Source organism: Caulobacter sp. GW821-FHT09A05 (assembly GCF_059418465.1).
The window spans coordinates 199,592-223,186 of record NZ_JBWKPX010000003.1 but is presented as its reverse complement, the minus strand read 5'-3'; the positions used below and the strand labels follow the sequence as shown (position 1 = coordinate 223,186).

The 23,595-nt window shown below is 65.0% G+C and carries 17 protein-coding genes and 1 pseudogene; 13 read left to right on the top strand and 5 right to left on the bottom strand.

Annotation, left to right across the window (positions count from 1 at the left end; all coding sequences use genetic code 11):
* Positions 1–3: 3 nt before the first annotated feature.
* The gene (gene icmH / locus AC07NX_RS04240; protein ID WP_494639427.1) at positions 4–1,395 is read right to left on the bottom strand and encodes a type IVB secretion system protein IcmH/DotU; all 1,392 of its coding nucleotides are present in this window, start codon (positions 1,393–1,395) and stop codon (positions 4–6) included.
* Positions 1,392–2,735 (bottom strand): type VI secretion system baseplate subunit TssK, encoded by a 1,344-nt coding sequence (gene tssK, locus AC07NX_RS04235; protein WP_494639426.1) that lies wholly within the window; start codon positions 2,733–2,735, stop codon positions 1,392–1,394. Before tssK ends, icmH begins: the two co-directional genes overlap by 4 nt.
* 267 nt (positions 2,736–3,002) lie before the next feature.
* On the opposite strand from tssK, the gene AC07NX_RS04230 reads away from it, so the two are divergent.
* Positions 3,003–4,223 carry a peptidoglycan DD-metalloendopeptidase family protein gene (locus AC07NX_RS04230; protein WP_494639425.1) on the top strand — a complete coding sequence of 407 codons (1,221 nt, stop codon included), beginning with the start codon at positions 3,003–3,005 and terminating at the stop codon, positions 4,221–4,223.
* A 206-nt stretch (positions 4,224–4,429) separates the two neighbouring features.
* Positions 4,430–5,050 (top strand): thioesterase domain-containing protein, encoded by a 621-nt coding sequence (locus tag AC07NX_RS04225; RefSeq protein WP_494639423.1) that lies wholly within the window; start codon positions 4,430–4,432, stop codon positions 5,048–5,050.
* A gap of 280 nt (positions 5,051–5,330) precedes the next feature.
* Here AC07NX_RS04225 and AC07NX_RS04220 read toward each other — a convergent pair whose 3' ends face one another.
* Complete coding sequence (locus AC07NX_RS04220) at positions 5,331–6,746, bottom strand: sensor histidine kinase N-terminal domain-containing protein (RefSeq protein ID WP_494639422.1); 1,416 nt, start codon at positions 6,744–6,746, stop codon at positions 5,331–5,333.
* Entirely contained in the window at positions 6,730–7,401 is a 672-nt protein-coding gene (locus AC07NX_RS04215) for a response regulator (RefSeq protein WP_494639421.1), read from the bottom strand. Before AC07NX_RS04215 ends, AC07NX_RS04220 begins: the two co-directional genes overlap by 17 nt.
* A gap of 102 nt (positions 7,402–7,503) precedes the next feature.
* Here AC07NX_RS04215 and AC07NX_RS04210 point away from each other — a divergent pair, with 102 nt between their 5' ends.
* The 7 genes from AC07NX_RS04210 (at position 7,504) to AC07NX_RS04180 (ending at position 14,898) form a co-directional block, all read left to right on the top strand.
* Entirely contained in the window at positions 7,504–8,661 is a 1,158-nt protein-coding gene (locus AC07NX_RS04210) for an ABC transporter substrate-binding protein (RefSeq protein WP_494639420.1), read from the top strand.
* A 1-nt stretch (position 8,662) separates the two neighbouring features.
* Positions 8,663–10,330, top strand: coding sequence for an ABC transporter permease (locus AC07NX_RS04205; protein WP_494639418.1), 1,668 nt, complete (start codon positions 8,663–8,665; stop codon positions 10,328–10,330).
* Positions 10,323–11,369 (top strand): ABC transporter ATP-binding protein, encoded by a 1,047-nt coding sequence (locus AC07NX_RS04200; RefSeq protein WP_494639417.1) that lies wholly within the window; start codon positions 10,323–10,325, stop codon positions 11,367–11,369. The genes AC07NX_RS04205 and AC07NX_RS04200 overlap by 8 nt, the downstream gene beginning before the upstream one ends.
* Positions 11,370–11,393: 24 nt before the next feature.
* On the top strand, positions 11,394–12,827 hold the full coding sequence (locus AC07NX_RS04195; protein WP_494639415.1) for an OprO/OprP family phosphate-selective porin: 1,434 nt from the start codon (positions 11,394–11,396) through the stop codon (positions 12,825–12,827).
* A gap of 321 nt (positions 12,828–13,148) precedes the next feature.
* Positions 13,149–13,967, top strand: a complete 819-nt coding sequence (locus tag AC07NX_RS04190) for a hypothetical protein (RefSeq protein ID WP_494639414.1) — start codon at positions 13,149–13,151, stop codon at positions 13,965–13,967.
* Positions 13,968–14,033: 66 nt separating this feature from the next.
* Positions 14,034–14,255 (top strand): hypothetical protein, encoded by a 222-nt coding sequence (locus tag AC07NX_RS04185; RefSeq protein ID WP_494639413.1) that lies wholly within the window; start codon positions 14,034–14,036, stop codon positions 14,253–14,255.
* Positions 14,256–14,643: 388 nt separating this feature from the next.
* On the top strand, positions 14,644–14,898 hold the full coding sequence (locus tag AC07NX_RS04180) for a hypothetical protein (protein WP_494639411.1): 255 nt from the start codon (positions 14,644–14,646) through the stop codon (positions 14,896–14,898).
* Between the two features lie 57 nt (positions 14,899–14,955).
* On the opposite strand, the gene AC07NX_RS04175 is transcribed toward AC07NX_RS04180, so the two are convergent.
* The gene (locus AC07NX_RS04175) at positions 14,956–15,750 is read right to left on the bottom strand and encodes a homing endonuclease associated repeat-containing protein (protein ID WP_494639556.1); all 795 of its coding nucleotides are present in this window, start codon (positions 15,748–15,750) and stop codon (positions 14,956–14,958) included.
* A gap of 75 nt (positions 15,751–15,825) precedes the next feature.
* Here AC07NX_RS04175 and AC07NX_RS04170 point away from each other — a divergent pair.
* From AC07NX_RS04170 to AC07NX_RS04155, 4 genes and pseudogenes are all read left to right on the top strand, one after another.
* Positions 15,826–16,746: pseudogene (locus AC07NX_RS04170) on the top strand (ISNCY family transposase); the annotation flags it as partial.
* 687 nt (positions 16,747–17,433) lie between these two features.
* Positions 17,434–19,920 carry a TonB-dependent siderophore receptor gene (locus AC07NX_RS04165; protein WP_494639409.1) on the top strand — a complete coding sequence of 829 codons (2,487 nt, stop codon included), beginning with the start codon at positions 17,434–17,436 and terminating at the stop codon, positions 19,918–19,920.
* Positions 19,921–19,962: 42 nt separating this feature from the next.
* Positions 19,963–20,382 (top strand): helix-turn-helix transcriptional regulator, encoded by a 420-nt coding sequence (locus AC07NX_RS04160; protein ID WP_494639408.1) that lies wholly within the window; start codon positions 19,963–19,965, stop codon positions 20,380–20,382.
* A 530-nt stretch (positions 20,383–20,912) separates the two neighbouring features.
* Positions 20,913–23,174 (top strand): PAS domain-containing sensor histidine kinase, encoded by a 2,262-nt coding sequence (locus AC07NX_RS04155; RefSeq protein WP_494639406.1) that lies wholly within the window; start codon positions 20,913–20,915, stop codon positions 23,172–23,174.
* Positions 23,175–23,595 lie beyond the last annotated feature (421 nt).

Sequence of the window (23,595 nt, the reverse complement as noted above, 5' to 3'; positions counted from 1 at the left end):
GCCCTATTCAGCGCGCGGAATGACGATTTCGACCCGGCGGTTCAACGCCTTGCCGTTGGCGGTGGAGTTCGACGCGATCGGTTGGCTGTCGCCGAACCCTTCGGTGCTGACGCGGCTGGCGTCGGTGATCTTGCTGCGAAGGATCTGGGCGGCCGCGTCGGCTCGCGCCTTGGACAGGGCGAAGTTGTCCGGGAAGGTGACGCTGACCAGATGGTCGGAGTCGGCGTGTCCCTCCACGCGGACGGGCCCGCGTTCGGCTTCTATCGCCGCGCCGATCCGGGCGAACAGCGCTTCGCGGCCGGGTTCCAGCCTGTCCGATCCCGACCTGAACAACTGCCCGACGGTGGTGCGCACACGGATCGACTGGCTGTCCTGCTCGACCGCCACCAAGTGCTGGGCGATCTCCGGCGCGAGGAAGCCCTGGATGCGCTGCAGCTGGGTGCTGGTCGGGACCGGCGGCGCCGGCGCGACACGCGACATCCGCAGCGGCTGGTCCGGATTGATGGCCTTCAACGCGTTCAGCGACGGCTGCCCGGTCTGGATCAGGACCACGCGCAGCAGAATGAAGAGCGCCAGCAGAACGGCCAGGGCGATGGCGCCGGCCAGGGCCAGGGTCGCCCAGAAGCTGACGCGCGCGGCCGGCGTGGGCTGGCCGCGCCAATGCGGCGACAGCTCTGTCTGCGACAGCGCGCGCGTATGGTCGAGCGCCGCATAGCAACTGGCCATGATCTCGTGCAGGCGGCGCTTGCCGTCGGGCGCGACGCGATAGCGCCCCTCGAATCCGGCGGCGAGGCAGGCGTGGTAGAGCTCGATCAGGTTGGCGAATTCCGCCGGCCTGGCCAGCATGTCGTCGAGCAGGCGCCAGAACCGGTCGCCGCCGATATTCTCGTTGAAGACCTGCACGACGAGGCTGCGGCGCGCCCACTCCGCGCCATCGGCCGCCTGGCCGGGAAGGTTCTGGGCGATGTCGTCGACCGTGGCGCACACCGCATAGCGCGCCCTCTGGCGGGTCTCGGCGTCATAGCCGGCGGCCAGGAGCGCCTGATCGAACGTCGCCACCGCGGCGGACGCCGTCTGGTGCAGCTCGGGCAGGCTCAGCTGAACGCGGCCGGACCGGACGCCGACGATCAGCGACAGCACGGGCGCCGCCGCCATCATCATCGGGTTTCGGGCTCGCGCGGCCGGCGGAGGCAGCGGAATGTCGTCGTCGCGAGGGATGGCGCGACGAGGCGAAGGGGACGAGGCAAAGGACGAAGGCGCGAACCCCGCCGGTTCACTGGCGGTGAAGGCGGGCGCGGATGGCGGGGAGGGGGTCCCCGACCTGCGCAGGTTTTGCAGCGGCGACGGGCGGAAGACCGTCTTGTTCGGGTTCTTCTCCTCGTCGTCGCCGGTCATCGTCCGGTCCCCTTGACGCACCAGAGCTCGAGCTTGAGGTCGGGCCATTCTCCCGCGACATGCAGCCCCAGGGCCGCGGCGTTGGCGAAGTCGCGCCAATCGGGAACGGAACGATCAAGCTCGAAATAGACATAGCCCGGTATGACCCGCAGTTGCGGCGGCGGGGTCGGCGTATGCCGCAGCGGCACGCCGGGCAGGGCCGAGTCCACGATCTCGCGCATCTTCTGCACCGCGCCGATCTTGGCGATCGCCGGGAAGCGTCCCCGAATGTCGTCGAGCGAGGCGCGGGCGTTGACGGCCAGGTAGAAATAGCCGGTCTTGTAAAGGTTGTGATCGGTGATCCGGGACGTGTAGGCGCCCGGCCCCGCGACCTGCAGCGGCAGCTGGATCGCCGAACGGTCGAACACCGCCGAGAGGGCGGCCTGCAGCACCTCGAACACGGGCTCGAAGGTCGCCTGCAACTGCTCATGGACGTAGTTGGGGAAGGGGGGCGGTCGCCGATCGGGACGGGTCAGCGTCGCCAACTCGCCGGCCATGCCCACAAAGGCTTCATAGAGGCGCTCGGGGTGCACCATGGGCAGGGCGGCCAGGTGGCGCAGCTGACTGACCCATCGGTTGAGCGCCTGCAGAAGCAGGAAGCTGGCGAAGGTTTCCGCCCCCCCATCCGTGGCCTCGACCGCCCTCAGCGCCAGTTCGTCGACGCGCTGCGCCGCCCGCCCGATGATGTCGGTCAGAAAGCCCGACAGTCGGGGACTGGCCCGGATGTCCAGGGTCGGCGGAATGTAGCGCTCATCGAACACCACCGCGCCATTGTGGACCTCGCGCACGCGCGCCAGCCCGAGCAGCACGCGTCCGTAGGTCTGGTCCTGGGTGACGCCGAACGCCAGGTTCGGGCGGGCGACTTCGATCGGTTCCTGGCCCCGCTCGTCGGAAAAGGAATCGGCGACATCCTCCTCGTCGACGACATAACGCACGGTCACGCCGCCGCGCTCGCCCCGGCTCTTGAACTCCACCGCTCCGCTCTGGCGAGCGGGGAGGGTGAGGTGGACGATCACGTCACGGGCGTCAGCCGGTATGTCGAGCGGCGGCGGCGGCGGCAGGTCGCCGGGGATCGAGAACGGCAAGCCGTCCGGCAGGACCCCGGTCATCGTTTCGATCGCGAACTTGCCCAGGGCCGCGAGGTCGGCGTTGATCTTGAGTTCGGACAGCCCCCACGGATAGGGGCGCAGACCGCTGGCGCGCGCCGCGACCAAGGCCTCCAGATACCGATCCTGCTGCTGAAAATGCTGTTGTCGAAGGAATAGGCCCTCGCGCCATGCGACGCGGCTGTCGCTCTGCATACGCTTCCCTCAACGGACTCTAGAAATACCACTTAAACACTAGTCGGCAGAGCTGCGGAAGACGCATTTGCCATCTCCAGCCCTGGTTCTCGCGCGCCTTGTGGCTATGCTTGGAGAAAGGCAAGCAACGAGAGATGGATGCGAGGCGCACGAGAAGACGAACCATCGTTCGATCCTCGCAGCTGGCGACGGAAACCTGGCCCGTCCGCGACCGCGGACGCCGATAAGTCACGCTCGTCTGAAACAAGCTTAAGCATAAGAAGCCTTGTGCTGTGGGCGATAGCGGGCGGGGTGCTGCTGGCGGTCGCCGCCGGGATAGGGTGGAGCGCTTGGCGACGCCCGGCCCCGCCCGACCGTCCGGCGGTCGTCGCCGGGCCCAAGGCGTCCGCGCCCGCCGACGGTTTCCACCGCACCTTCGTGATCGCGCGCGTACAGGACCTGGCGGCCTCCCTGACCGCCGAGGGGGTCGCGACCGACCGGGCGCTGCGGTTCGGGCTGGCCGCCAACCAGAAGCTCGAAGGCGCGCCGGGAGAGCTTCGGGTCTCCCTGGCCTTTCCGAACGGCAAGGCGGGCGACATCGAGAGGATCGAGCTGCGACGCCCGGATGGTTCGGGCCTTGTCATTCACACCGACCGGAGCGGGCGCCTGGTCGCCGAGGACCTGGCCTCGGATCTTCAGGTCCGGATCAAGGTGGTGCGCGGCGAGATGGACGCCAACAGCTTCTATTCCTCAGCGGTCGCGGCCGGCGTCGTGGACTCCCTGGTCAGCGACTTCGCCGGCGCCTTCGCCTTCGATTTCGACTTCCAGCGAGAGATCCGGCCGGGCGACATTTTCGAGGCCGCATTCGAGCAGAAGATCGACGGCCGGGGCGATATCGTGGGGGCGGAGCGGCTAGTGTACGCCTCGCTGCAGACCCAGACCAAGTCCCGCGCGCTCTATCTGTTCCAGCCGCCGGGCGACGCCAGGCCCAGCTGGTTCGACGGCAATGGCGCCAGCGTCGCGCGGGGGTTGATGCGTACGCCGGTGGAAGGCGCTCGCATCACCTCGAGTTTCGGCCCCAGGCTGCACCCCGTGCTGGGCTACACCCGGGTCCACAAGGGCACTGATTTCGCCGTCGCCGTGGGAACGACGGTCTACGCGTCGGGCGATGGGGTGGTGGATTTCGTGGGGCCGCACGGCGGCCACGGCAACTTCATCCGGATCAGGCACTCGCCCGAGCTGCAAACGGCCTATGCGCACCTATCGGGCTACGCCCCGGGGGTGGTCGTGGGCGCGGCCGTGCGACAGGGCCAGGCGATCGGTCTTTCGGGCAATACCGGCCTCTCGTCGGGACCGCACCTGCACTACGAGGTGATCGTGCGGGGCGAGCAGGTCGATCCGATGGGCTTCCAGACCGCCAGTCGCCGCGCCCTCAATGGTGAAGCTTTGGCGGCCTTCCGCAAGGCGCGTGACAGGATAGACGCCCTCAGGGCGGCGCAAAACGGGTGAAGAGGAAAAAGGTTCCCAAGCTTAAGCTATAATATAGTCACGCGGGATTTCTCGACCCCAGCGAAGGTCTACATACCCAATGGACGTTGCATCTAATTGAGTTGCAAGAGGATTTTCTCAATTACAACAAAAGGTGGCAAAGCTGTATTGAGTAAGCTGTGCACCGACGCTAGGCTCCCGCGCAATTCAGGCCAGCGAGAAAGAGTATGATCGTCATTATCGATGGAACCGGACCTGACAACGACCAGGAGTACGCCAAGGAGATGGGGAACTCGTTCCCCAGCCAGATCGCCAAGCAAGTCGTCGGCAGCACCTATTTCCGAGGCCCTTCGCTGACCGGCAAGGAGGTTTCCAGCATCGCGGATCGCGCGGTCGGCGCCGCCCAAGGCGGGTCGGGATCGGTGATCCTGGTAGGCTACAGCCGCGGCGGATGCACCGCGATCATCGCCGCCAAGCGGCTCAAGGCCCAGGGCAAACGGGTCAAGGCCTTGTTCCTCTTCGACGCGGTCGACATGCAGACCAGCGAACTGGGCCTTTCGCAGACCATTCCCGACAATGTCGATTTCGTCGCCCACGCCCGGACGGCGCGCAACCTGGCCTTCTGGATCCGCAACCCGGTCAAGTCGCGTTTCTATTTCTACAACACCGGCCGCTGGCTCGACGGCGACGGGATCCTCGAGGAAAAGAAATTCACGGGCACCCACGGGGCGGCTGGCGGCGTGCCCTGGCCCGACGTGGTGGGCGACCGGGCGTGCGCGCTGGCGGTGGCGGACTGGATGACCGGTCAGCTCAAGGCCAATGGCGTCGACGTGACCCTCAAGGCCTGAGGCGAGGGGCCGCGCAACCGCAGCGCTGGGAAGGCGACGCCCCGACCATCGCTGAAGACGAGCGGCCAGCAGCGGTATCGGACCCGACGCCAAGCGGCGTCGACGCTTGATGCTCGGTATCGGTCACCAGCCTCAACTCGGCGGGTTGGAAGGCGGCGGCGGCGTCGAGTCACGCCTGGCCGGTTCCCCTTGAACGGGAACTAAAGGCGCCGATGGTTGAGGCGGATGGATCGGCGCCACAAGCGTTGGCTGGGAGCCCGGTGAGAATCTTCGGACCTGTCTATTGCTGGTGATCACGGACCATCCGGAAGACGGTCACGGTTCTTAGCCCCGCCTCGGCCGGCTGCACTTCGAACCGACCGCCCATGGCGTTCGCGAGCCGTTGAACGATCGAAAGACCCAGGCCCGAGCCGACTGAATCGCGCTCGCGCCCGGCGCGATAGAACGGTTCGGTGAGCCGATGAAGGTCCGCCGCGGAGGCCCCGGCGCCATCGTCGGCGATCACCAGGCGAACCTCGTCGTCCATCAGCTCGATACGAATAGTGATGGTCGCGCCAGGTCCCGCGTAGCAAACGGCGTTCTCGAGCAGGTTGCGGACGATCTCGGAGACGAACAGCGGATCCGCCCACGCCTTCGGATGCGAGGCGCCACCTTCGAAGTCGATGTCCTGAGCCGCCCGCAGCGCGAACGGAGCGTGGTCCATGGCGATTTGCTGCACCAAGGGCGCAAGATCGACCTGTTGCAGCCGCGTCGCGCCGGCGGCTTCGGCCCGCGCCAGCGCCAGCAGTTGTTCTATCAGCCGCTGCAGCCGTTCGGCCCCCGCGTCCAGGTCCGTCAGCCGTTCCCGCGCCTCGCCGGAAGGGCCGACCAGGCTGTCGAGCAGGCCGATATTAGTGCGCATCACCGCGACCGGCGTGCGAAGCTGGTGAGAGGCGTCGGCGCTGAACCGCCGCACGCCGTCGGTGGTCGCCTTGAGGCGGCGCAGCAGGGCGTTGAAGGCGCCGATCAGGCTGCGCAGTTCGGCGGGGGCTTCGTCGACGGGCAGGGCCGCGAAGGCGTCGTCGGCCCGGTGCGCATCGGCGGCCTCCTGGATACGTCGCAGAGGGCGCAGCCCCCAGCCCACCGCCGCGGGCACCAGCAGCGCGGTCATCGCGATGATCGAGATTTCCAAGGCGCCCAGGGCGAGAAGCAGGCGCCACGCCAGGGCGTGGCGGGCGTCGAGGGTCTCAGCGACCTGGACCACGACCAGGCCGTCGACTCGCGGCAGGCGCCGACTTTCGACGGCGATCCGGATCCGGCGTCCGCGATAGTCGGCGTAGCGATAGAGCGTCCGTTCGGCGTCCGCCTTCGGCGCCGGCGGCAAGTCCGCATAGCCGGTGACCAGCCCCATGGCCCCGGACACGCTGTAGTAGACATTATCGCGGGCGGGGTTCTCCAGCATGCCGAAAGCGGCGGGCGGCAGGTTCAGCGTGACCCGGCCGCCGTCCACGGCCAGGGTGTCGGCGATGGCGCGCGCCGAGGCCTCCAGCAGGCGATCATGGACGCGTTCCACCATCCGGTTGATCAGCAGGGCCCCGCCGAAGCCGAGAACCAAGGCCAGGGCGATCAGTGGCCCCAGGAGGCCGCGGAGCAGACGTCCGGTGACCGACCCGGGCCTGGGGGCGGGGGAGGGGGCGGGCCTATCGGGCGGGGTCAAGCAGGTACCCCAATCCCCGCAGCGTGCGGATCACCGGGCCGTCGGGCTCCAGCTTCTTGCGAACCCGGGCGACATAGACCTCGATGGCGTTGGGTCCGATCTCGTCGTCCTGGTCGAAAACGTCGGCCGCCAGCCGCTCGCGGGCGACGACCTTTCCGCTGCGAACGGCCAGACTTTCCAGGACCGCCCATTCGCGGCGCCGCAGCTCCAGCGGTCGCCCGTTGACGCTGGCCGCACTGGCGGCGCGATCCAGCGTCAGGGCGCCGACCACGAGCAGGGACGTCGGCTCTCCATGGCTGCGTCGCACCAGGGCCCGGACCCGCGCCTCCAGTTCCGGGGGGGCGAACGGCTTGAGCAGATAGTCGTCAGCGCCGAGGTCCAGGCCGATGACGCGATCCTCCACGGCGTCCCGCGCGGTCAGCACCAGCACCGGCGTGCGTGTCCCGCCGCGCCTGAGCGCGCGAAGCACCTCGAAACCGGACATGTCCGGCAGGCCCACATCCAGGATGATCAGGGCGTAGGCGTCGTCGCGCCCGAGTTCCAGCGCGGACTGTCCGTCGGTGGCGACATCGACGGCATGGTGGGCCGCCTTCAGCGAGGCCGCCAAGCCCCGCCGAAGCGGCGCGTCGTCCTCGACGAGAAGAATGCGGGCCATGACGGTTTCCAGCGCGACAGGTTGGCGACAGCTTTCGGGCCTAACGTCACTGGACAGGAGCGACAAGACTCGCCGGGAAGAAACATCACAGGAGGCCAGATCGTGCAAAGACGCACGTTTCTCTACATATGCGCGGCCGCCGGTTCGGCCGCCGCCGGCGGCCTGCTGTGGGGCGCGCTCAAGACCGAGCCCGCGACCCAACGCCAGGTTCCGCCGCCGTCCCCCGAGAGCCTCGCCGCGGTGCCGGTCGGCTATCCGCGTTCCTACGCGGGGATCATCGAGGCCGCCAAGCAGGAAGGCGCCCTGAACATCTATTCGGCGACGGACGCCCGCGAGGTCGCCGGCTTGCTGGCCGACTTCAGGAGTCTCTACCCGCAGATCCGGCTGGAATACGCCGACCTCAACTCGACCGAGCTCTATAGCCGCTTCATCGCCGAGGTCGCCGCGCGCGAAGGCTCGGCCGACCTGTTGTGGAGTTCGGCGATGGACCTGCAGATCAAGCTGGTCAACGACGGCTACGCCCAGGCCTACGCTTCGCCCGAGAAGCCCGCCTTGCCCGATGGCGCGGTGTGGAAGAACCAGGCCTACGGCACCACCGCCGAGCCGATCGTCTTCGTCTACAACAAGCGGCTGATGCCTCCGGGCGACGTCCCTCGCAGCCACGAGGACCTGACGGCCCTGCTGCGGCGCAAGCCGGGCGCCTATCGGGAAAAGATCACGGCCTACAACCCCGAAAAGTCGGGCGTAGGCTTCCTCTACATCACCCAGGACGCGCAGGTGACCGGCGACACCTGGGGCTTCATCGAGGCCCTCGGGCCGACCTCGCCAAAGCTCTACACCTCGACCGGGGCGATGATGGAAAGGGTGGTCTCCGGCGAAAGCCTGCTGGCCTTCAACATGATCGGGTCCTACGCCCTTGAGCGGGCGCACAAGGACCCGAACGTCGGCGTGGTCTTCCCCGACGACTACACCCTGGTGATGTCGCGGATCGCCTTGATCCCGACCGAAGCGCGCCATCCGAACGCGGCCAAGCTGTTCCTCGACTTCCTGCTGTCGAAACGGGGCCAGGCGCACCTGAGGGCGCGCCACATGCGGTCGATCCGCAACGACGTCCCGCCGCCGGCGGGGGTGGATCCCGTTCTGCCGAACGCCCGCCCGATCCGCGTCGGCCCCGCGCTGCTGGCCAATCTCGACCAGGAGACGCGGCTACGCTTCCTGCGGCGCTGGCGAACCACCCTCGGCGGCAAGGGAGCCCTGTGAGATGAGCCGCAATCTTCGCGTCGCCCTGATCCTGGCCGCGGCCCTGGCCATTCTGACGCCGGTGCTTCTGGTCATCTGGCAAAGCCTGCTGGACGGGCCTTTCTTCGCCCGCAACGTCCATCCCAGCCTGGACGCCTTCCGCTTTGTCTTCAGCGATCCAGGCTTCTATCGGGCCCTGGGCAACTCGGCCTTGATCTCGGTCGGCATGACCCTGATCGCCGTGCCGGTGGGCGCGCTGCTGGCGATGCTGCTGGTGCGCACCGACCTGCCCGGCGTGCGCTGGCTGGAACCGGTGATGCTGGCGCCGATGTTCATCTCCTCGATCGTGCTGGCCTTCGGTTTTGTCGTCGCCTTCGGCCCCGTCGGGTTCGTCAGCCTGTGGGCCAAGGACCTGCTCGGCTTCATCCCCTGGAACCTCTATTCCAAGACCTCGCTGATCCTGCTGGCGGGCCTGACGCACGTTCCGCATGTCTATATCTACGCCTCTACCGCCCTGCGCAGCCTGGGCTCGGACGTGGAGGACGCCGCGCGGGCCAGCGGCGCGGGACCGATGCGCACCGCCCTGACGGTGTCGCTGCCCATGATCCTGCCCAGCCTGCTCTATGCGGCGGTGCTGGTCTTCTTCCTGGGCTTCGAGCTGTTTGGCCTGCCGCTGATCCTGGCCGACCCGCAGGGCGTCCAGGTCCTGGCGACCTACCTCTACGGCCTGACCAACATCCTGGGCGTGCCCAGCTACCAGCTGATGGCCGTCGTGGTGATGGTCATCATCGCCATCGCCCTGCCGCTGGTGTTCCTCCAGCGGCGGCTGCTGCAGCACGCCAACCGCTACGTGTCGGTCAAGGGCAAGGCGTCCCAGACCCGGCCGTTGCGGATCGGCGCCTGGAAGTGGCCGGCCCTGGGCCTGATCGCGCTGTGGCTGCTGGTCACGGTCATCGCGCCTGTCGGGGCCCTGCTGATGCGCGCCTTCGTCTCGTCATGGGGCGAGGGCGTGGACCTTGGCCAGGTGCTGACGCTCAACAACTTCCGCGAACTGTCGGAGTATCCCAACGTCGTCCGTGGCGTCTTCAACACCTTGCTCCTGGCGGTGGTCGGCGGAGCGGCGGCGGTGGTCGTCTACACGCTGCTGAACTTCGCCACCCATCGCTGGCCCTCCCGGTGGAGCGCGGCGCTCGACTATCTGGTCCTGCTGCCGCGGGCCATGCCGGGGATCATCGCCGGCCTGGCCATCTTCTGGGTCTTCCTGTTCTTCCCGCCGCTGCAGCCGTTCCGCCAGACGCTGCTGGCCATGTGGTTCGCCTACACCCTGGTGTGGATGGCCTACGGCATGCGGCTGATCTCGGCCTCGCTGCTGCAGATCGCGCCAGAACTGGAGGAGGCCGGCCGCGTGGCCGGCGCCTCGCCGGGGCGGGTGAACCGAGACCTGACCCTGCCGCTGATCCGGGCCGGCCTGATCGGCTCGTGGCTGCTGATCTTCGTGACCTTCGTCCGGGAATATTCCACGGGCGTGTACCTGCTCAGCCCGGGGACGGAGGTGATCGGCTCGCTCCTGGTTTCCCTGTGGGCGACCGGCGGCGTCGACCTGGTCGTCACCCTGTCGGTCCTGAACATCGCGATGGTGTGCGGCGGCCTGCTGCTCCTCGCATTCCTTGGGAAGAAGAAAAATGTCTAAGCTTCGCGTCGACAACCTTCACGTCCGCTACGGCAAGACCCAAGTCCTGAAGGGCGTCAGTATCGAGGTCGCCGATGGCGAGATCGTCGCCCTGCTGGGCCGATCCGGCTGCGGCAAGTCCACCCTGCTGCGCTCGATCGCGGGGCTGGAAACCCCGACCGAAGGCTCCATCACCATCGGCGCCAGGACCGTCTTCGACGCGGCCGGCAAGACCAACCTGCCGCCCGAGAAGCGCGACCTTGGCCTGGTGTTCCAATCCTATGCGCTGTGGCCGCACAAGACGGTGCTGGAGAACGTCAGCTACGGGCTTCAGGTGCGCGGTCGTCCCAAGGGCGAGATCCAGGCCCTGGCGTCGGAGGTGCTGGCGGGGGTGGGCCTGGGCGACTACGGCCACCGCTATCCGTCGGAGCTGTCCGGCGGCCAGCAGCAGCGGGTCGCGCTGGCGCGGGCCCTGGCCTATCGCCCGCCGCTGATCCTGCTGGACGAGCCGCTGTCCAACCTCGACGCCAAGCTCCGCGAGGAGGCGCGGGTCTGGATCCGCCAACTGATCAAGAAGGCGGGCCTGACCGCCATCTTCGTCACCCACGACCAGGTCGAGGCGATGGCGATCGCCGATCGGGTCATGCTGCTGAACGAGGGCCTGCTGGTTCAGGAGGGCACGCCGGAGCAGCTGTACACGGATCCCAACAGCCTGTTCGCCGCCGACTTCATGGGGATCAACAACTGCTTCAAGGCCACGGTGGCCGAGGTCCAGGACGGGCGTGTCCGCCTTGATGTCGGTGGCGGCGCGGTCTGGGGCCTGAACAAGGCCGGGCGCGCGATCGGCGAAACGGCGACGGCCGTGATCCGGATCGAGGACGTCGGCGTGCTAGGGGAGGGCGTCAAGGCGAGACTCGACGCCTCCGCCTATCTGGGCGGCCGCTGGGAGCATGTCTTTGACCTGGACGGGCAGCCGATCCGCGCCGTCACCCACGGTCGTCTTGAGAGCGGATGCGCCTATCCCCTGACCCTCCCCGAGAAGGCGCTCTGGGTTTTCTGAACCCGCGCGACGGAAGGTTTCCACATGAACCGCCTGACTTTTGCGGGCGCCAGCATGATCAGCTTGCTGGCCGCCGCCCCCGCGTTCGCCCAGACCGGGCCTGTCCAGACCGCACCTGTCCAGCCCGCGCCAGACCAGCCAACGCCGAGCGTCCAGGCCCTGCTGCGTCTTCTCGTGCAGGAGGGCGTCGTGAGCCAGGCCAAGGCCGACGCCCTGTACGCCGCGGCGGCGGCCGAAAGCCGCCCGCCTGCGCCCAGGACCGCCGCCGCGCCGCCGATTCAGGTCGTCGCCGGATCGCCGCCGCCGCCCGAGCCGTCCCTGAAGGTCGATTGGAGCGGGGGCGCGCCCGAGTTTTCGGGGGAGGGCTTTCGCTTCAAGCCGCGCGGCCGCGCGCTGGTGGACGTCTCCACGACGACCGGATCGAACGACGAGGCGCGCAACCTGACCGCCACGGGAGCCCGCGCCATCCGCCTGGGCGTGGAGGGAAGCGTCCGCAACAACCTGTTCTACCAGGTCGAAGCCGATTTCGCCGAGAGCACGGTCGGCGTGACCAGCGCCTATGTGGGCTGGCGCGACCGTCTCTTCGGCCGGCCGGTGGAACTTAGCCTCGGCCAGCGCCTGTCTGAACGCGGCCTGGAGGGTTCGACAGGCTCGGACGCCACGCCGTTCCTGGAGCGCAACGTGATCGGCACGGCGCTGGTCCCCCAGAAGGGCTTTTTTGGGCTGGGCGCCATGGCCAAGGTCTTCGGCGACAACTGGCACCTGACGGCCCAGATCGCAGGCGATGATCTGGACGACTCCGCCGCCAGCCGCGACACCCTGACTTTCATGCAGCGGGGCCACTGGAACCCGATCAAGACGGACGACCTGATCGTGCACATTGGAGCCTGGAGCTTCCAGGAACAGTTCCCGGCAACACAGGGTTCGATCACCCGCAACACCGACATCGGCGGCCGCTTCAACGGCGCGTTGCGCCTGACGTCCGGCCCGCTCGGCGCGCCGGATACCGGCTCGGGCTACGGGCTGGAGCTGGGCGGGGTGTGGCGCGGCCTGTGGGCCTTCGCCGAAGGCGGGGTTCGCGGCCTCGACTATCGCGACGGGGCGCCGTCGACCCGCTTCGAGGCCTTCAGCTTGTCGGCGGGCTGGTTCATCACCGGCGACAAGCCCGGCTACAAGTCCCGGATCGGCGCCTGGGACCAGCCCAAGGTCCGCCGTCCAGCGACCACTGGAGGCCCGGGCGCGGTGGAGCTTCTGGCCCGTTGGGAGACCCTGGACTACACCGACGCACCTCTCGGCGGGCAAGGTTCGGCGACGACCCTGGGGGTCAACTGGTACCTGAACGACTTCACGCGGCTGATGCTGAACGGCATCTTCTGGCAAGTCGACAACGCCGCCGGCGTGAACACGGCCAAGGACGACGGCGCGACAGTCACGGCGCGGGCCCAAATCTCGTTCTAGACCGAGCGCTTCGGCTGATCGACGACGTCTCGCCGGCGCCTCGAACGTGCACAAGAATGCCCGCCTGGCCGGTCATAGAGCAGGGCGTCCGATCACGATCAATGGCGGTATGGTGCTCTTGTTGGCCGCGTTCGTTGTAATGGTTTTCGATGTGGGATGGCGGCTACGCAAGGGGCTCACGGCCTAGCTTGCGCCGCTGGACGCCAACTGGACCGAAGAGCAGAACTTGATCAAGGAACTGCGGGCCTTCCCAGTCGAGGTGCTGGGTCCACTGGCGCGTCGGATCTCCTGTCACCCGATCTAATGACGGAGGCCAGGGGCATGGTCTGCAAGCTGTGCCTCGATGAGGATGAAGCGGCCGGGCGCCATCACTACATTCGGGCCGCTTGGCTGGATATGTGGGCGCTCCGCTGCCGCCGCCATGGCGTACCGTTGCAGAATTTTGAGGCGATCACGGTCGAAACTCAATCAAGGGGTTTGCCACGAGCACGAGTTCGAAACCTTGCCGAGATGCAGTATCTAGAAAAGGGCATCCGGCGCCTCCGTCCAATTCGCCTGCCGGCAATTCAATTTCCGGCTCACCTTAGGACGTTTGAAGATCTGGTGCTGGGGTTGCGAGCGGGCGAGGCGGTGGATCGTTCGATTTGGTCACTGGCCGACGACTGGGGCAGGGGGCGCCAGGTCCTACTCGATCTCTCGGACTTCCTGCTTCACGGCGCCCCTGCTGGGGCCGGAGGCACTCTTGCCTCGTGGTTCGACCATCCCGACGATCAACCGTTGCCAGGTTTTCAGGGAGCTAGGCCAGGAAGGGGCGTGCTTGGCCGATTGACCGCCCCGTGGCGGATCCGGGTGCTGTCGGCAGTGGCTCAGATCGTTATTCGGCCGGATAAATATAAGAGCCTGGCGCTTCATGGATTTGGCAAGGGTCACTTCCTTGGTCTTGCAGATCTGAAAGCTCAATCGACCAAGAGGCTGAATTACCTCGCTTTATGCGCGTCAGATGATCCGCTCATGATGTTGATGTGTGTCACGAGCGCCCACGAGGGAAACATGCTCGCGAAAGACTCGCATCTGTGGCCGAGGGCTATGCGCGAGCGAATGGCGGCAGCGGCCTGGGCCGCGCTGGCTAAGCAGGCCTAACAGCCGATCCTGGACGCGGCCTCGATCTGTGGCATGGTTTGTCGATAAACAGCGCCACGGTCGCCAATGTCGTCCAAAAAACATTCGGCATATATCACGCGGATTCGCTTTCGATTGGTCGCGGCCGCGCTGCGCAACGTCGGCGCCATCACGGTCGGCTTGGCTGGTGGCTGGATGATCCTGACGCTTTCCTTTCGCTGGGATCTCGCGCTTGCAACGATGGCGGGCCTCGGGCTGGTAATGTTGAGCTTCTTGCTCGTGCCATACTACGCCGAGCCGCCGGAATAGCGGCGCCGAGTGGCCGGCTTTGCCCGCCGGCCTGTGCAAACATCTTCGCCCGTTGCAACGATCTCAGACAGCGGCTGTGGCGCGGCCGGCGGTTTGCAAGGATCTCGGAAACCTCAGAAGCGGACCAGTTCGTTCAAAAATCTGCTTCTGATAATATATCTTAGACGATCATAGCGTGTAGCGACCGGTGTCGGTTTTCGCAGATGGCTGGATTCTTTGCGAACATGTCGGGTTTGGTCCTCTTTGGCGAAAACACCGACCTTTTTGACCCCAATTGGCTGGACAGCCGTCGCCGTCCCACGCTCTGCGAGCCGTACGCCGGCTCCCGCGTGAGTATCAAAGCGCCGAAATCGAGCCTGGACCGTCGAGCCGTTTGTGAGATGCTCTCATGATGGCCATCCGTTTTCACATGCGTAGCCCGTTTGGAAAATCGCCAGCGTACCTCACACGGCTGCGGATCCGAATGTTCGCTCAGGCGATCCGAAACGTCGGCGTCGTCATGTTCGGGCTCTGCGGCGGCTCGATGTTGATGACGCTGACCTACAGCTGGAATCTGACGCTCGCCGCCGTCATTGGCATCGGGCTATTTTTGTTGGGCTACTGGCTGATCCCGTTCTACGCGGAGCCGGAGGACGATTTCTAACTGGCAAGCCTGCTAACCGCCCTCCTCGGCCAGTCCGAATAAGGAACCTGCTGACGGTCAAGGGCGCGCGAGCCCCCCATTTGCGGGCAACCTGTAAAGCGCTTCGATTCCCGCCTGCCGTACTCGCGCCTCTCGGCTCCAGGCCTTGGGACAGCTCTTTGTGAGGCCTGCCCGCCGGTAGGCCTCTGTCAATGAGCCGAACCGATGAATGAAGAGCGCGGGCGGCGGCGATTCGGTGGCGCGGATAAGACGCGCGGTGACATAGCCGTGTCGGTCATGCAGCCGGCGCAGGTGGTCGAGAAGTTCCTCGTCGGAGTATTGGCCGTCGACGGTCGGCCACCTGGGAACTGTCACCTTCCGAGGCGGCAAACTTGCCCTTCGCGCCGATGTGCGGGCCATGCCGCGTCGCTTGAACTCGGTGTAGTCGTACGGCACGCCCGCCAGCCGATAGGCGTTTGAGAGGCTCCCGAAGTGATAACGGTAGAGGAATGCAGACGGTAGAGAAGGATCGGCATTGAGCATGGCTTCACTTATGTGCCCCTCTCGCTCGTACACCGCACGAAGAACGCCCAGCATTTCTTCTTTGACGACCGGCGGCTCCGCCCTTGGACGGCGGCGCCAGCGCTCATTCTGGTAGCCGAGGGCGTCGTAGGCCGCCTGTATCGATCCAAAGAGCCGGCACAGGGTGCTTGAGCTGGGCGTGTAGGGACACCGATCGATCAAATCGCCGGTCAGATACCCCTTGGCCTTCAGCAGCCGGGCGACTGCGGCAATAGCTTCAGCCTTTGGTAGGAAGCGGCGGGAAATACGCATCCGTTGCGATGCGCGATCGAACAGCGCGCGGCTGATCACGGGCTCCAAGACTTTGGTTCGGATCCAGGCTTCAGGAGGATTCGGTCACACTGACGTCGGCCCCAACGCAAGAAGCGACGACGCAGGATCCACCAGCCGCGCTACCGGCGCGACTGCGTCGGCGAGCTGATCCAGATCGACGGCAGCGAGCACCGCTGGTTCGAGGATCGCGGCCCGATGTGCACGCTGCTGGTCTATATCGACGACGCCACCAGCCGGCTGATGCACCTGCGGTTCGTCGAGACGGAGTCGACCTTCGCCTACTTCGCCGCGACCCAGGGCTACCTGGAGGCCCATGGCAAGCCGGTGGCGTTCTACAGCGACAAGCACTCGGTGTTCCGGGTCGCCAAGGCCGGCGTCACCGGCGACGGGATGACCCAGTTCGGCCGCGCCCTGCACGCGCTGAACATCGAGATCATCTGCGCCAACACCAGCCAGGCCAAGGGCCGCGTCGAGCGCGCCAACAAGACGCTGCAGGACCGGTTGGTCAAGGAGATGCGTCTGGCCGGCGTCAGCACCCTGGAGGCCGGCAACGCCTTCCTCCCGGGGTTCCTGACCGACTACAACGCCCGCTTCGCCAAGCCCCCGGCCAACGCCAAGGATCTTCACCGGCCGATGGGCCCGCGCGACCGGCTGGAAGACGCCTTCAGCTGGCAAGTCGAGCGGACGCTGTCGCAGTCGCTGACCCTGCAATACGACAAGGTGCTGTTCATCCTGGACCCGACCGAGGCGGCCCAGGCGGCGATCGGCAAGCGGGTCACGGTCGCCGACTATCCCGACGGGCGCCTGGTGATCAGCTACCAGGGATGTCCCCTCTCCTACCGGACCTTCGACAAGATCCGGAAGGTCAACCAGGCCGCCGTCGTCGAGAACAAGCGCCTGGGTCCCCTTCTGGAAATGATCAAGCTCTATCAGGACGCCCAGCCGCAGCCCGAGCGCAGCCGCAAGGGACCCAAGCGGCGCGACCAGAGCGCCCACATGTTCAGCGTCGGCTGAACGCCCAAACGAGTACTGAGCCGCCCTGCCCCAGGCCGATCAGTCCCTTTCAAAAACCCATTGCCATACGATCCGCGAGCGAAAGAGCTTTGCGAAAGGCGCGAAGCCTTCGCCAAGTCCTCGGCGCCGAGCCTTGAGCAATCGGCCCGCGAATGAAATCCAATAATTAGGAAAATATTCCCACGCAAGTCTAACTGGGATCATTGGAATCTGTGACAGTGTCAGATGTTTCCTCGCCAGGACGCTTTGCGCGGCGCGCGGTCGGCCAAGACGAGCATGGATGCGGCATGTTCACCTTCGACGTTCGGCCGCGCTAGGAGACCTTGCGCCGACCAGTGCAGCCGGCGGACGCCTCCAGCGCCTCCTTGGCCTTCAAATCAGCCCAGCACCGCTTCCCAACCGTAAAGTCTGCCCTGCAAAGGGGACAAACTCCGCTTGGCCAACTGTTCGAATTTCCGGCGCCAACTTAAAGAAGTCGCGCTGGAAGCGTGAGAAGGCCAGCATATCCGCTCTAATTTTCGCAATAGGCGGCCAAGGTTATAGCATTTTGGTCGCTTCAGGACGCGCCTATTCCTGAGGGGCGGCGCAGCATGCGCCAAGTCCACGACTTAAGCGGTTGTTTCTCAGTCGCCATCGGCGTGAAGAGCGACGAAATCCGCGAGCTTGAAATGTAAGGGGCGAGGCTAGATGAAGAATATGCAATCTGCAGGCGATATCATGAATGTTGCGCGGAGATCTCACCGAATTTGCAGACCTTTGATGACAGTCGCCGCGGGTTTGCTTGCAAGCACGGCAATGACATCTGCGGTCTGGGCGCAAGTTAAGCCTTCGCCTGCGCCGGAAAGCGAAACCGCTACCGCCGTTGACGAGGTTGTCGTCACGGGTTCGCTTGACGCCCTGCCTCTCAAAAACGTCGGGTCAATTTTCGGTTTTGACAAGACACTTGTGGAAACCCCGCGTTCTGCGTCGACTATCAGTAGTGAGCAGATTGAACGCTTTGGCGTGACCGAGATTTACGACCTCGTCGCACAGGCTCCCGGTACGTTTACCAATTCCTTCTTCGGCGTAGGCGGTGCGCTTGATATTCGCGGCACGCCTGGCGAAGTCTATTTCCGCGGGATCCGCCGCCTGGATAATTCGGGCAATTACCCGACTCCCATCGGAGCCTCCGATCGGATCGATATTGTCCGTGGTCCGGCCTCGCCGATCTACGGCCCGTCGAAAACCGGCGGCTACATGAATTTTGTTCCGAAGTCCGCCCGGGTCAACGGTAGGCTCATGTCGTCGCCGCAGGGGCAGATCAGCTACACCACGGGCAGCTGGGACAAGGGTGTTCTGGCGGCCCAGGTTCAGGGTCCCGGCAAGATCGGGGAAAAGGAATTTGGCTACAGCCTTTATGCCGAGGTCGAGGACTCAGGCAGCTACTACCGCAACATGTCCACAAGGCAGACGATCCTGCAGGCGTCATTCGACAGCAATATCACTGACAATCTGCGGATTGAATTTGGGGGTATGTACCACAAATTCAATGGCCAGCAGAATGGCGGCTGGAACCGCCTGACACAGACCCTGGTGGACAGCGGAACCTATATCACCGGCTCGGCCAAGGCCGTGCCGGACATCGGCACGCCCGATGGTAAGATTTCCCATGCTGAACTCGCCGCGATCGGGGGCCTTGGACCCTTTGGCGGCTTCGCGTGCGGCGGAAACGTCTTCGCCTCTTCGATCACGGATGCCTGCTTCCCCGCCGACGGAGCCATGGCCCTGACGAATACAGGAACGGCAAAGCTCAGCCGCAAGAATACGCTGACCGGCCTTAACGATCTTCTACAGAACAAGCAAACGACCGGATACTTTGATGTTATTTATACGGGAGAGAATGATTTCGAGATTAAGAATCAGCTATTCTATGATAGAACGGAAAACCTTAATGAAAACGCCTATGGATTTTCCCAATTTGTTGATTCGTATGTAATTGAAGATAAAATTGTTGTTTCTCAAACATTTACCAATGCGGTAGGAAAATTCGCATACCAAGTGTCTCCATCAATACGATATACAAATTTCCATTTCGGAGATGATTTCACCTACGAATATTTCCATCGCGTTGATCTGACGCAAGGCTACACTCCTCTCTCTACCCGTCTCTTGTCAACACAATGCGATTGCTCATATTCGGACTATTTGACCGGTCACCATACTGATTATGGCCTTGCCGGACTTGCCGATATGGCGTTCAACTTCGGCCTCGACGTAACTCTGGGCGCGCGATACGACAAGACGGACGTCGTTTCAAAAATCGACGCAACTAAGCAGGTCCTCGCTATAGGCGCCCCTCTTTCAGCATCGAACAGCAAAGGCGCCTGGTCATGGACCGCCAGTGCAAGCTATAAAATGCCGCTGGGCCTGATCCCTTACCTAACCGCTTCAAAGCAATCCACGATGGTCGTGGGACAAGGCGCCGAAGTTTTGGTGGCTGACGTGGCTGGCGATGCGTTTATTGCCGCGTCACATCTTTATGAGGGCGGTGTCAAGGGAACCTGGCTTGACGGCAAGCTCTATGGCGCGGTGTCGGTCTATAAGCAGGATCGAACTGACCATAATGTCCAGTCATCCGTGACCAATCAGTCAGTAGAAACGAAAGGCCTGGAGGCGGAATTCCGCTGGTCTGTTAACGAGCACCTGCTGCTCACGGGCGCATATACGAAAACCAAGGTCTATAACCTCTCCTATATCGACGCCGGCACAGCCTTCAGCTTCTTCGGCATCGAGGATCTGAAGAATGTCACCAATCCCGCGCTTTATCTGGGTGGTCAGCCGCTAGGCTTGGTGCCGGTTTTCACGCGAGAAGCCTCGCGGCGGGCGGGCATTCCTGAAAATGTTATTTCTGGAACGGCCACCTATGCCTTCGACAACGGGTTGGCCTTGGCCGCCAGCGCCTCGCATGTCGATGCGGTATGGTCGGGTCAGTCACAGGTTGTGCGTCTGCCGGCCTATACGCTGGTTGATCTGAGCGCGTCCTATAAGAAGGATAATTGGCTGTTCCGCGCGGTTGTGAAAAACGCGACCGATGCGACCTATTTCCGGGCCAACTTCACGGAGTTGTTCGGGAGCACGATCGTGTTGCCGGAAAAGCCAAGGAGCTTCCAGGCGACGATCGCCTACAGCTTCTGACATCGTGCGAGGTGGCGGGTTAGCCGGCAGACCGACGATGGCTTGGCGCGCGCCGTCCAGAACGCATTGGCGAAGATTGACGGCGTGCTTTCTCCAGACATGCGGCGCGCCTTGGACGATGACGCGTTCTTCGTTAGCCGGAGCCAAGGGGCCGCGTCGGTCATCGATCTGGCGCGGGTCAGGCAGTCCCTGCGCGAGCAGCGAAAAATGCGTGTCGTGTACGCCGATGAGGACGACGCGCCCATGGAGCAGATCATCTGGCCGATCATGCTGGGTTTCATCGAGAACCAGCGTTTCATCGCTGGTTGGTGCGAACGGGCCTCGGACTTCAGGCTCTTTCGCACCGATAGGATCGTGAAGGTCGATTTCCTGGAAGAGCGCTACACGCCCAGGCGCCGCCAACTCGTCAAGGAATGGCGGGGCCGAGCTGAGCACCCATGCAGACAGAACGATTGTCGTTAGCGCTTTCCTTTGAACGGTGCGACCGCCGGCGGCGTTCGAACCCTCCGTCGCCTCTTTGCTGGCCCAAGAACAGAACGCATGAGGCGACGGCAAATTCCTGGCCCAAGGCGCCAGCCCGTTAGCAAGAGCTCACCGGCTGTTTGCGATCACGGCACGATAATAGGAATATATTCCCGCGCATGGTTGAGCTGCGATTGCGGTCAGCGACAGGCTGATCCCATTTTAGGCCGAGCCAGACAGCGACCTCTAAGCTAGTAGACGCAGCCTCCAGCCTATCGCTGCTCGCTTCGAGACAACCAACCGCAAACTATCTGGCCGCCCCCTATATCCGCCGCGCGCCCCAGCTCCTGGCGCCCAGCTAATAGATACCATCTAATTGATATAAAAGATATTTTTCGCCCCAAGAGTGGGAGCGGCCTTTTTCTTTGGCTCAGCTCTCCTGATCGGCGCCGCGCGGCTTGAAACCCCGCTTTCATGGGGTCATGGTGCGCCTTGGCCGTCGCAGACGCGCGGCTGAAAGGAACGCGGAAATGGACATCCGCGATCAGGATCGGACCATCGATCAGATTCCGTACGGCGACATGGTCGCGCGGATTCGGGCCTTCGACTGGGCCGCCACGCCCCTGGGTCCTCGTGACGCCTGGTCCCCTAGCCTGAAGTTGGCGGTCGAGATGATCACCGCCACCAATTTCCCCATGGCCCTGCGGTGGGGTCCGGAGCTGGTGCTGATCTATAACGACGCCTACGCCCCGATCCTGCGGGAACATCACCCCGACGGGCTGGGAAAAAGCTTCGCGCAATTCGCCTGGGGCACGCAGGTCGATCTGGAGGGCTCGCAACGGTTGGTGTTGAGCGGCGAAGTCCAGGGCCTCTACAGCGAAGATCTGCCGATGTTGGTGCGCCGGGCCGGCGACATCGTCGAGCAGGGCTATTTCAACCTCACGCTCAGTCCCATTCCCGACAGCACAACGGCCAGCGGGGTCGGCGGCGTGCTGCTCATCCTGATCGAGACCACCCAGCGGGTGCGCACCGAACAGGCCCTGCGCGCCAGCGAGGAGCGCTATCAGCTGGCCCTGCAGGCGGCCAGCGGCGTGGGCACCTGGGACTGGGATATCCTCGCCGACAAGCTCTATGGCGATGGCCGCTACGCCACGCTCCACAACCTATCGCCGGAACGCGCCGCCCGGGGCGTGCCGATCGCCGAGGCCCTGGCGGCGGTGCATCCCGACGACCTCGCCCGCATGCTGGCCGCGAGCCGCAAGTCCCTGAAAACCACCAGCAGCTTCCTTGAGGACTACCGGCTGGTCCAGGCCGACGGCACCGTGAAATGGGTGCAGGTCCGCGGCCGGGTGTATCACGACGATAAGGGCCAGGCGGTTCGCCATCGCGGCGTGATGGTCGACGTCACCGAACGCAAACGGATCGAGGCGGCCCTGGAGGTCGCCGAGGCCAACCTGCGCATCGCTGTCGACGCCGCCGGCCTGGGCCGCTGGGACCACTCCCCCCCCACCGGTCAACGTTTTTGGGACAAGCGCTGCCGCGAGATCTTCGGGGTGCCCGAGGCGGTCGAGAACACTGTCGAAGTGTTCGAGCGCCAGGTGCACCCCGACGATCTGCCATCGGTTCGGGAGGCGGTGCGGGCCGCGATGGACCCGGCCGGCGACGGCTGCATCAACTGCGAATACCGTATCCAGCGCAACGGAGCCAACACCCCGCGCTGGGTCGAGACCTTCGGCCGCGCCTTCTTCGAGGACGGGCAGTGCGTGCGCTTCGTCGGCGTCGTCAGGGACGTCACCGAGCGCAAGGAGGCCGCCGCCCGCATGGCTCTGCAGGAGGCGACCCTGGCCCTGGCGGTCGACGCGGGCAATGTCGGCACCTGGGACTACAATCCCAACAACGGCGCACTGGTCTGTAGCGAGCGCTGCTATGCGATGTTCGGCATACAGCCTGGCGCCCCCGTCGTCCTCGAGGACTTCTTCGCCGTCATGCACGACGAAGACCGTGAGGCCACATGGAGGTCCCTGATGCGGGCCATGGACCCGGCGAACGGCGGCGACTACGACGTCGAGTATCGGACGATCGGCCGCGACGACAGGATCGAGCGCTGGATCGCCGCCAAGGGGCGGGCCTTCTTCGACGAGTCAAGTCAGCCGCTGCGGGTGGTCGGGGCCACGGTCGACATCACCGAGCGCAAGCGGGCCGAGTTGCACCTGCGGCTGATGGTCAACGAGTTGAACCACCGGGTGAAGAACACCCTGGCCACCATACAGGCGATCTCCGCCCAGACCTTCAACGCCGCCCGCTCCCTGCCCCAGGCCCAGGAGGCCTTCACGGCCCGGATCATGGCCTTGGCCGAGGCGCACGACATCCTGACCCGCGAGAACTGGGAGGGCGCCGAGATGGAGGACGTGCTCGACCGGCTGCGAAACCTGCACGGCGGGCCCGGCTGCTTCGTGTTCTCGGGCCCGCCGGTGTGGCTGTCGCCGCGCATGGCCCTGTCGCTGTCCATGGCCCTGCATGAACTGGCCACCAATGCGGTCAAGTATGGGGCCCTATCGGCGCCGAGCGGCAAGGTGCGGATCAAATGGACGGTGACGCCCGGACCCGACGGCGCGCGCCTGGCCCTGACCTGGACCGAATGCGGCGGCCCGCCGGTCACCATCCCGACCCGCCGCGGCTTCGGCTCGCGGCTGATCGAGCGGTGCGTGGCCTCTGAACTGTCGGGCAAGGCGCGGATCGATTTCGCGCCGGAAGGGGTGGTCTGCCGCATCGAGGCCGGCCTGGACAGTTAGGAGGCGGTCTGGCGCGTCGAACAGGCTCTCCGCCTTTCACATCGCGCAGCGGACCGGCCGTCGTTGCCGCATGGCGCGTCCAGCTGCTTTCTTCCAAACCTTTCAACCGAGCGGGCCAAAGACCCGCTGGCTCTGAACGAATTTTCGACCGCATGGTCTGCTCGAACGAAAGCGCTCGCCTCTTCGAGGCGGGGACCCGTCTAGCCCATTGGGGCTAGATCAGCAGCAAGGGTCGCCCTGCGCCAGGTGCGGACCTTGGCTCGCCCCCAAAAAGCCGGACATTCAGGCCCGCAACCGCGCCGGACCTTTAGCCAACAAAACGGAGGCAGCCCCCAGCGACAGCAAGACTTTGTGCGCACCCCAACAAGTCAGGCGCCGCCTCCCATGCGAAAAAGGCGCGGCCGCTAGACCGTTCCAACCG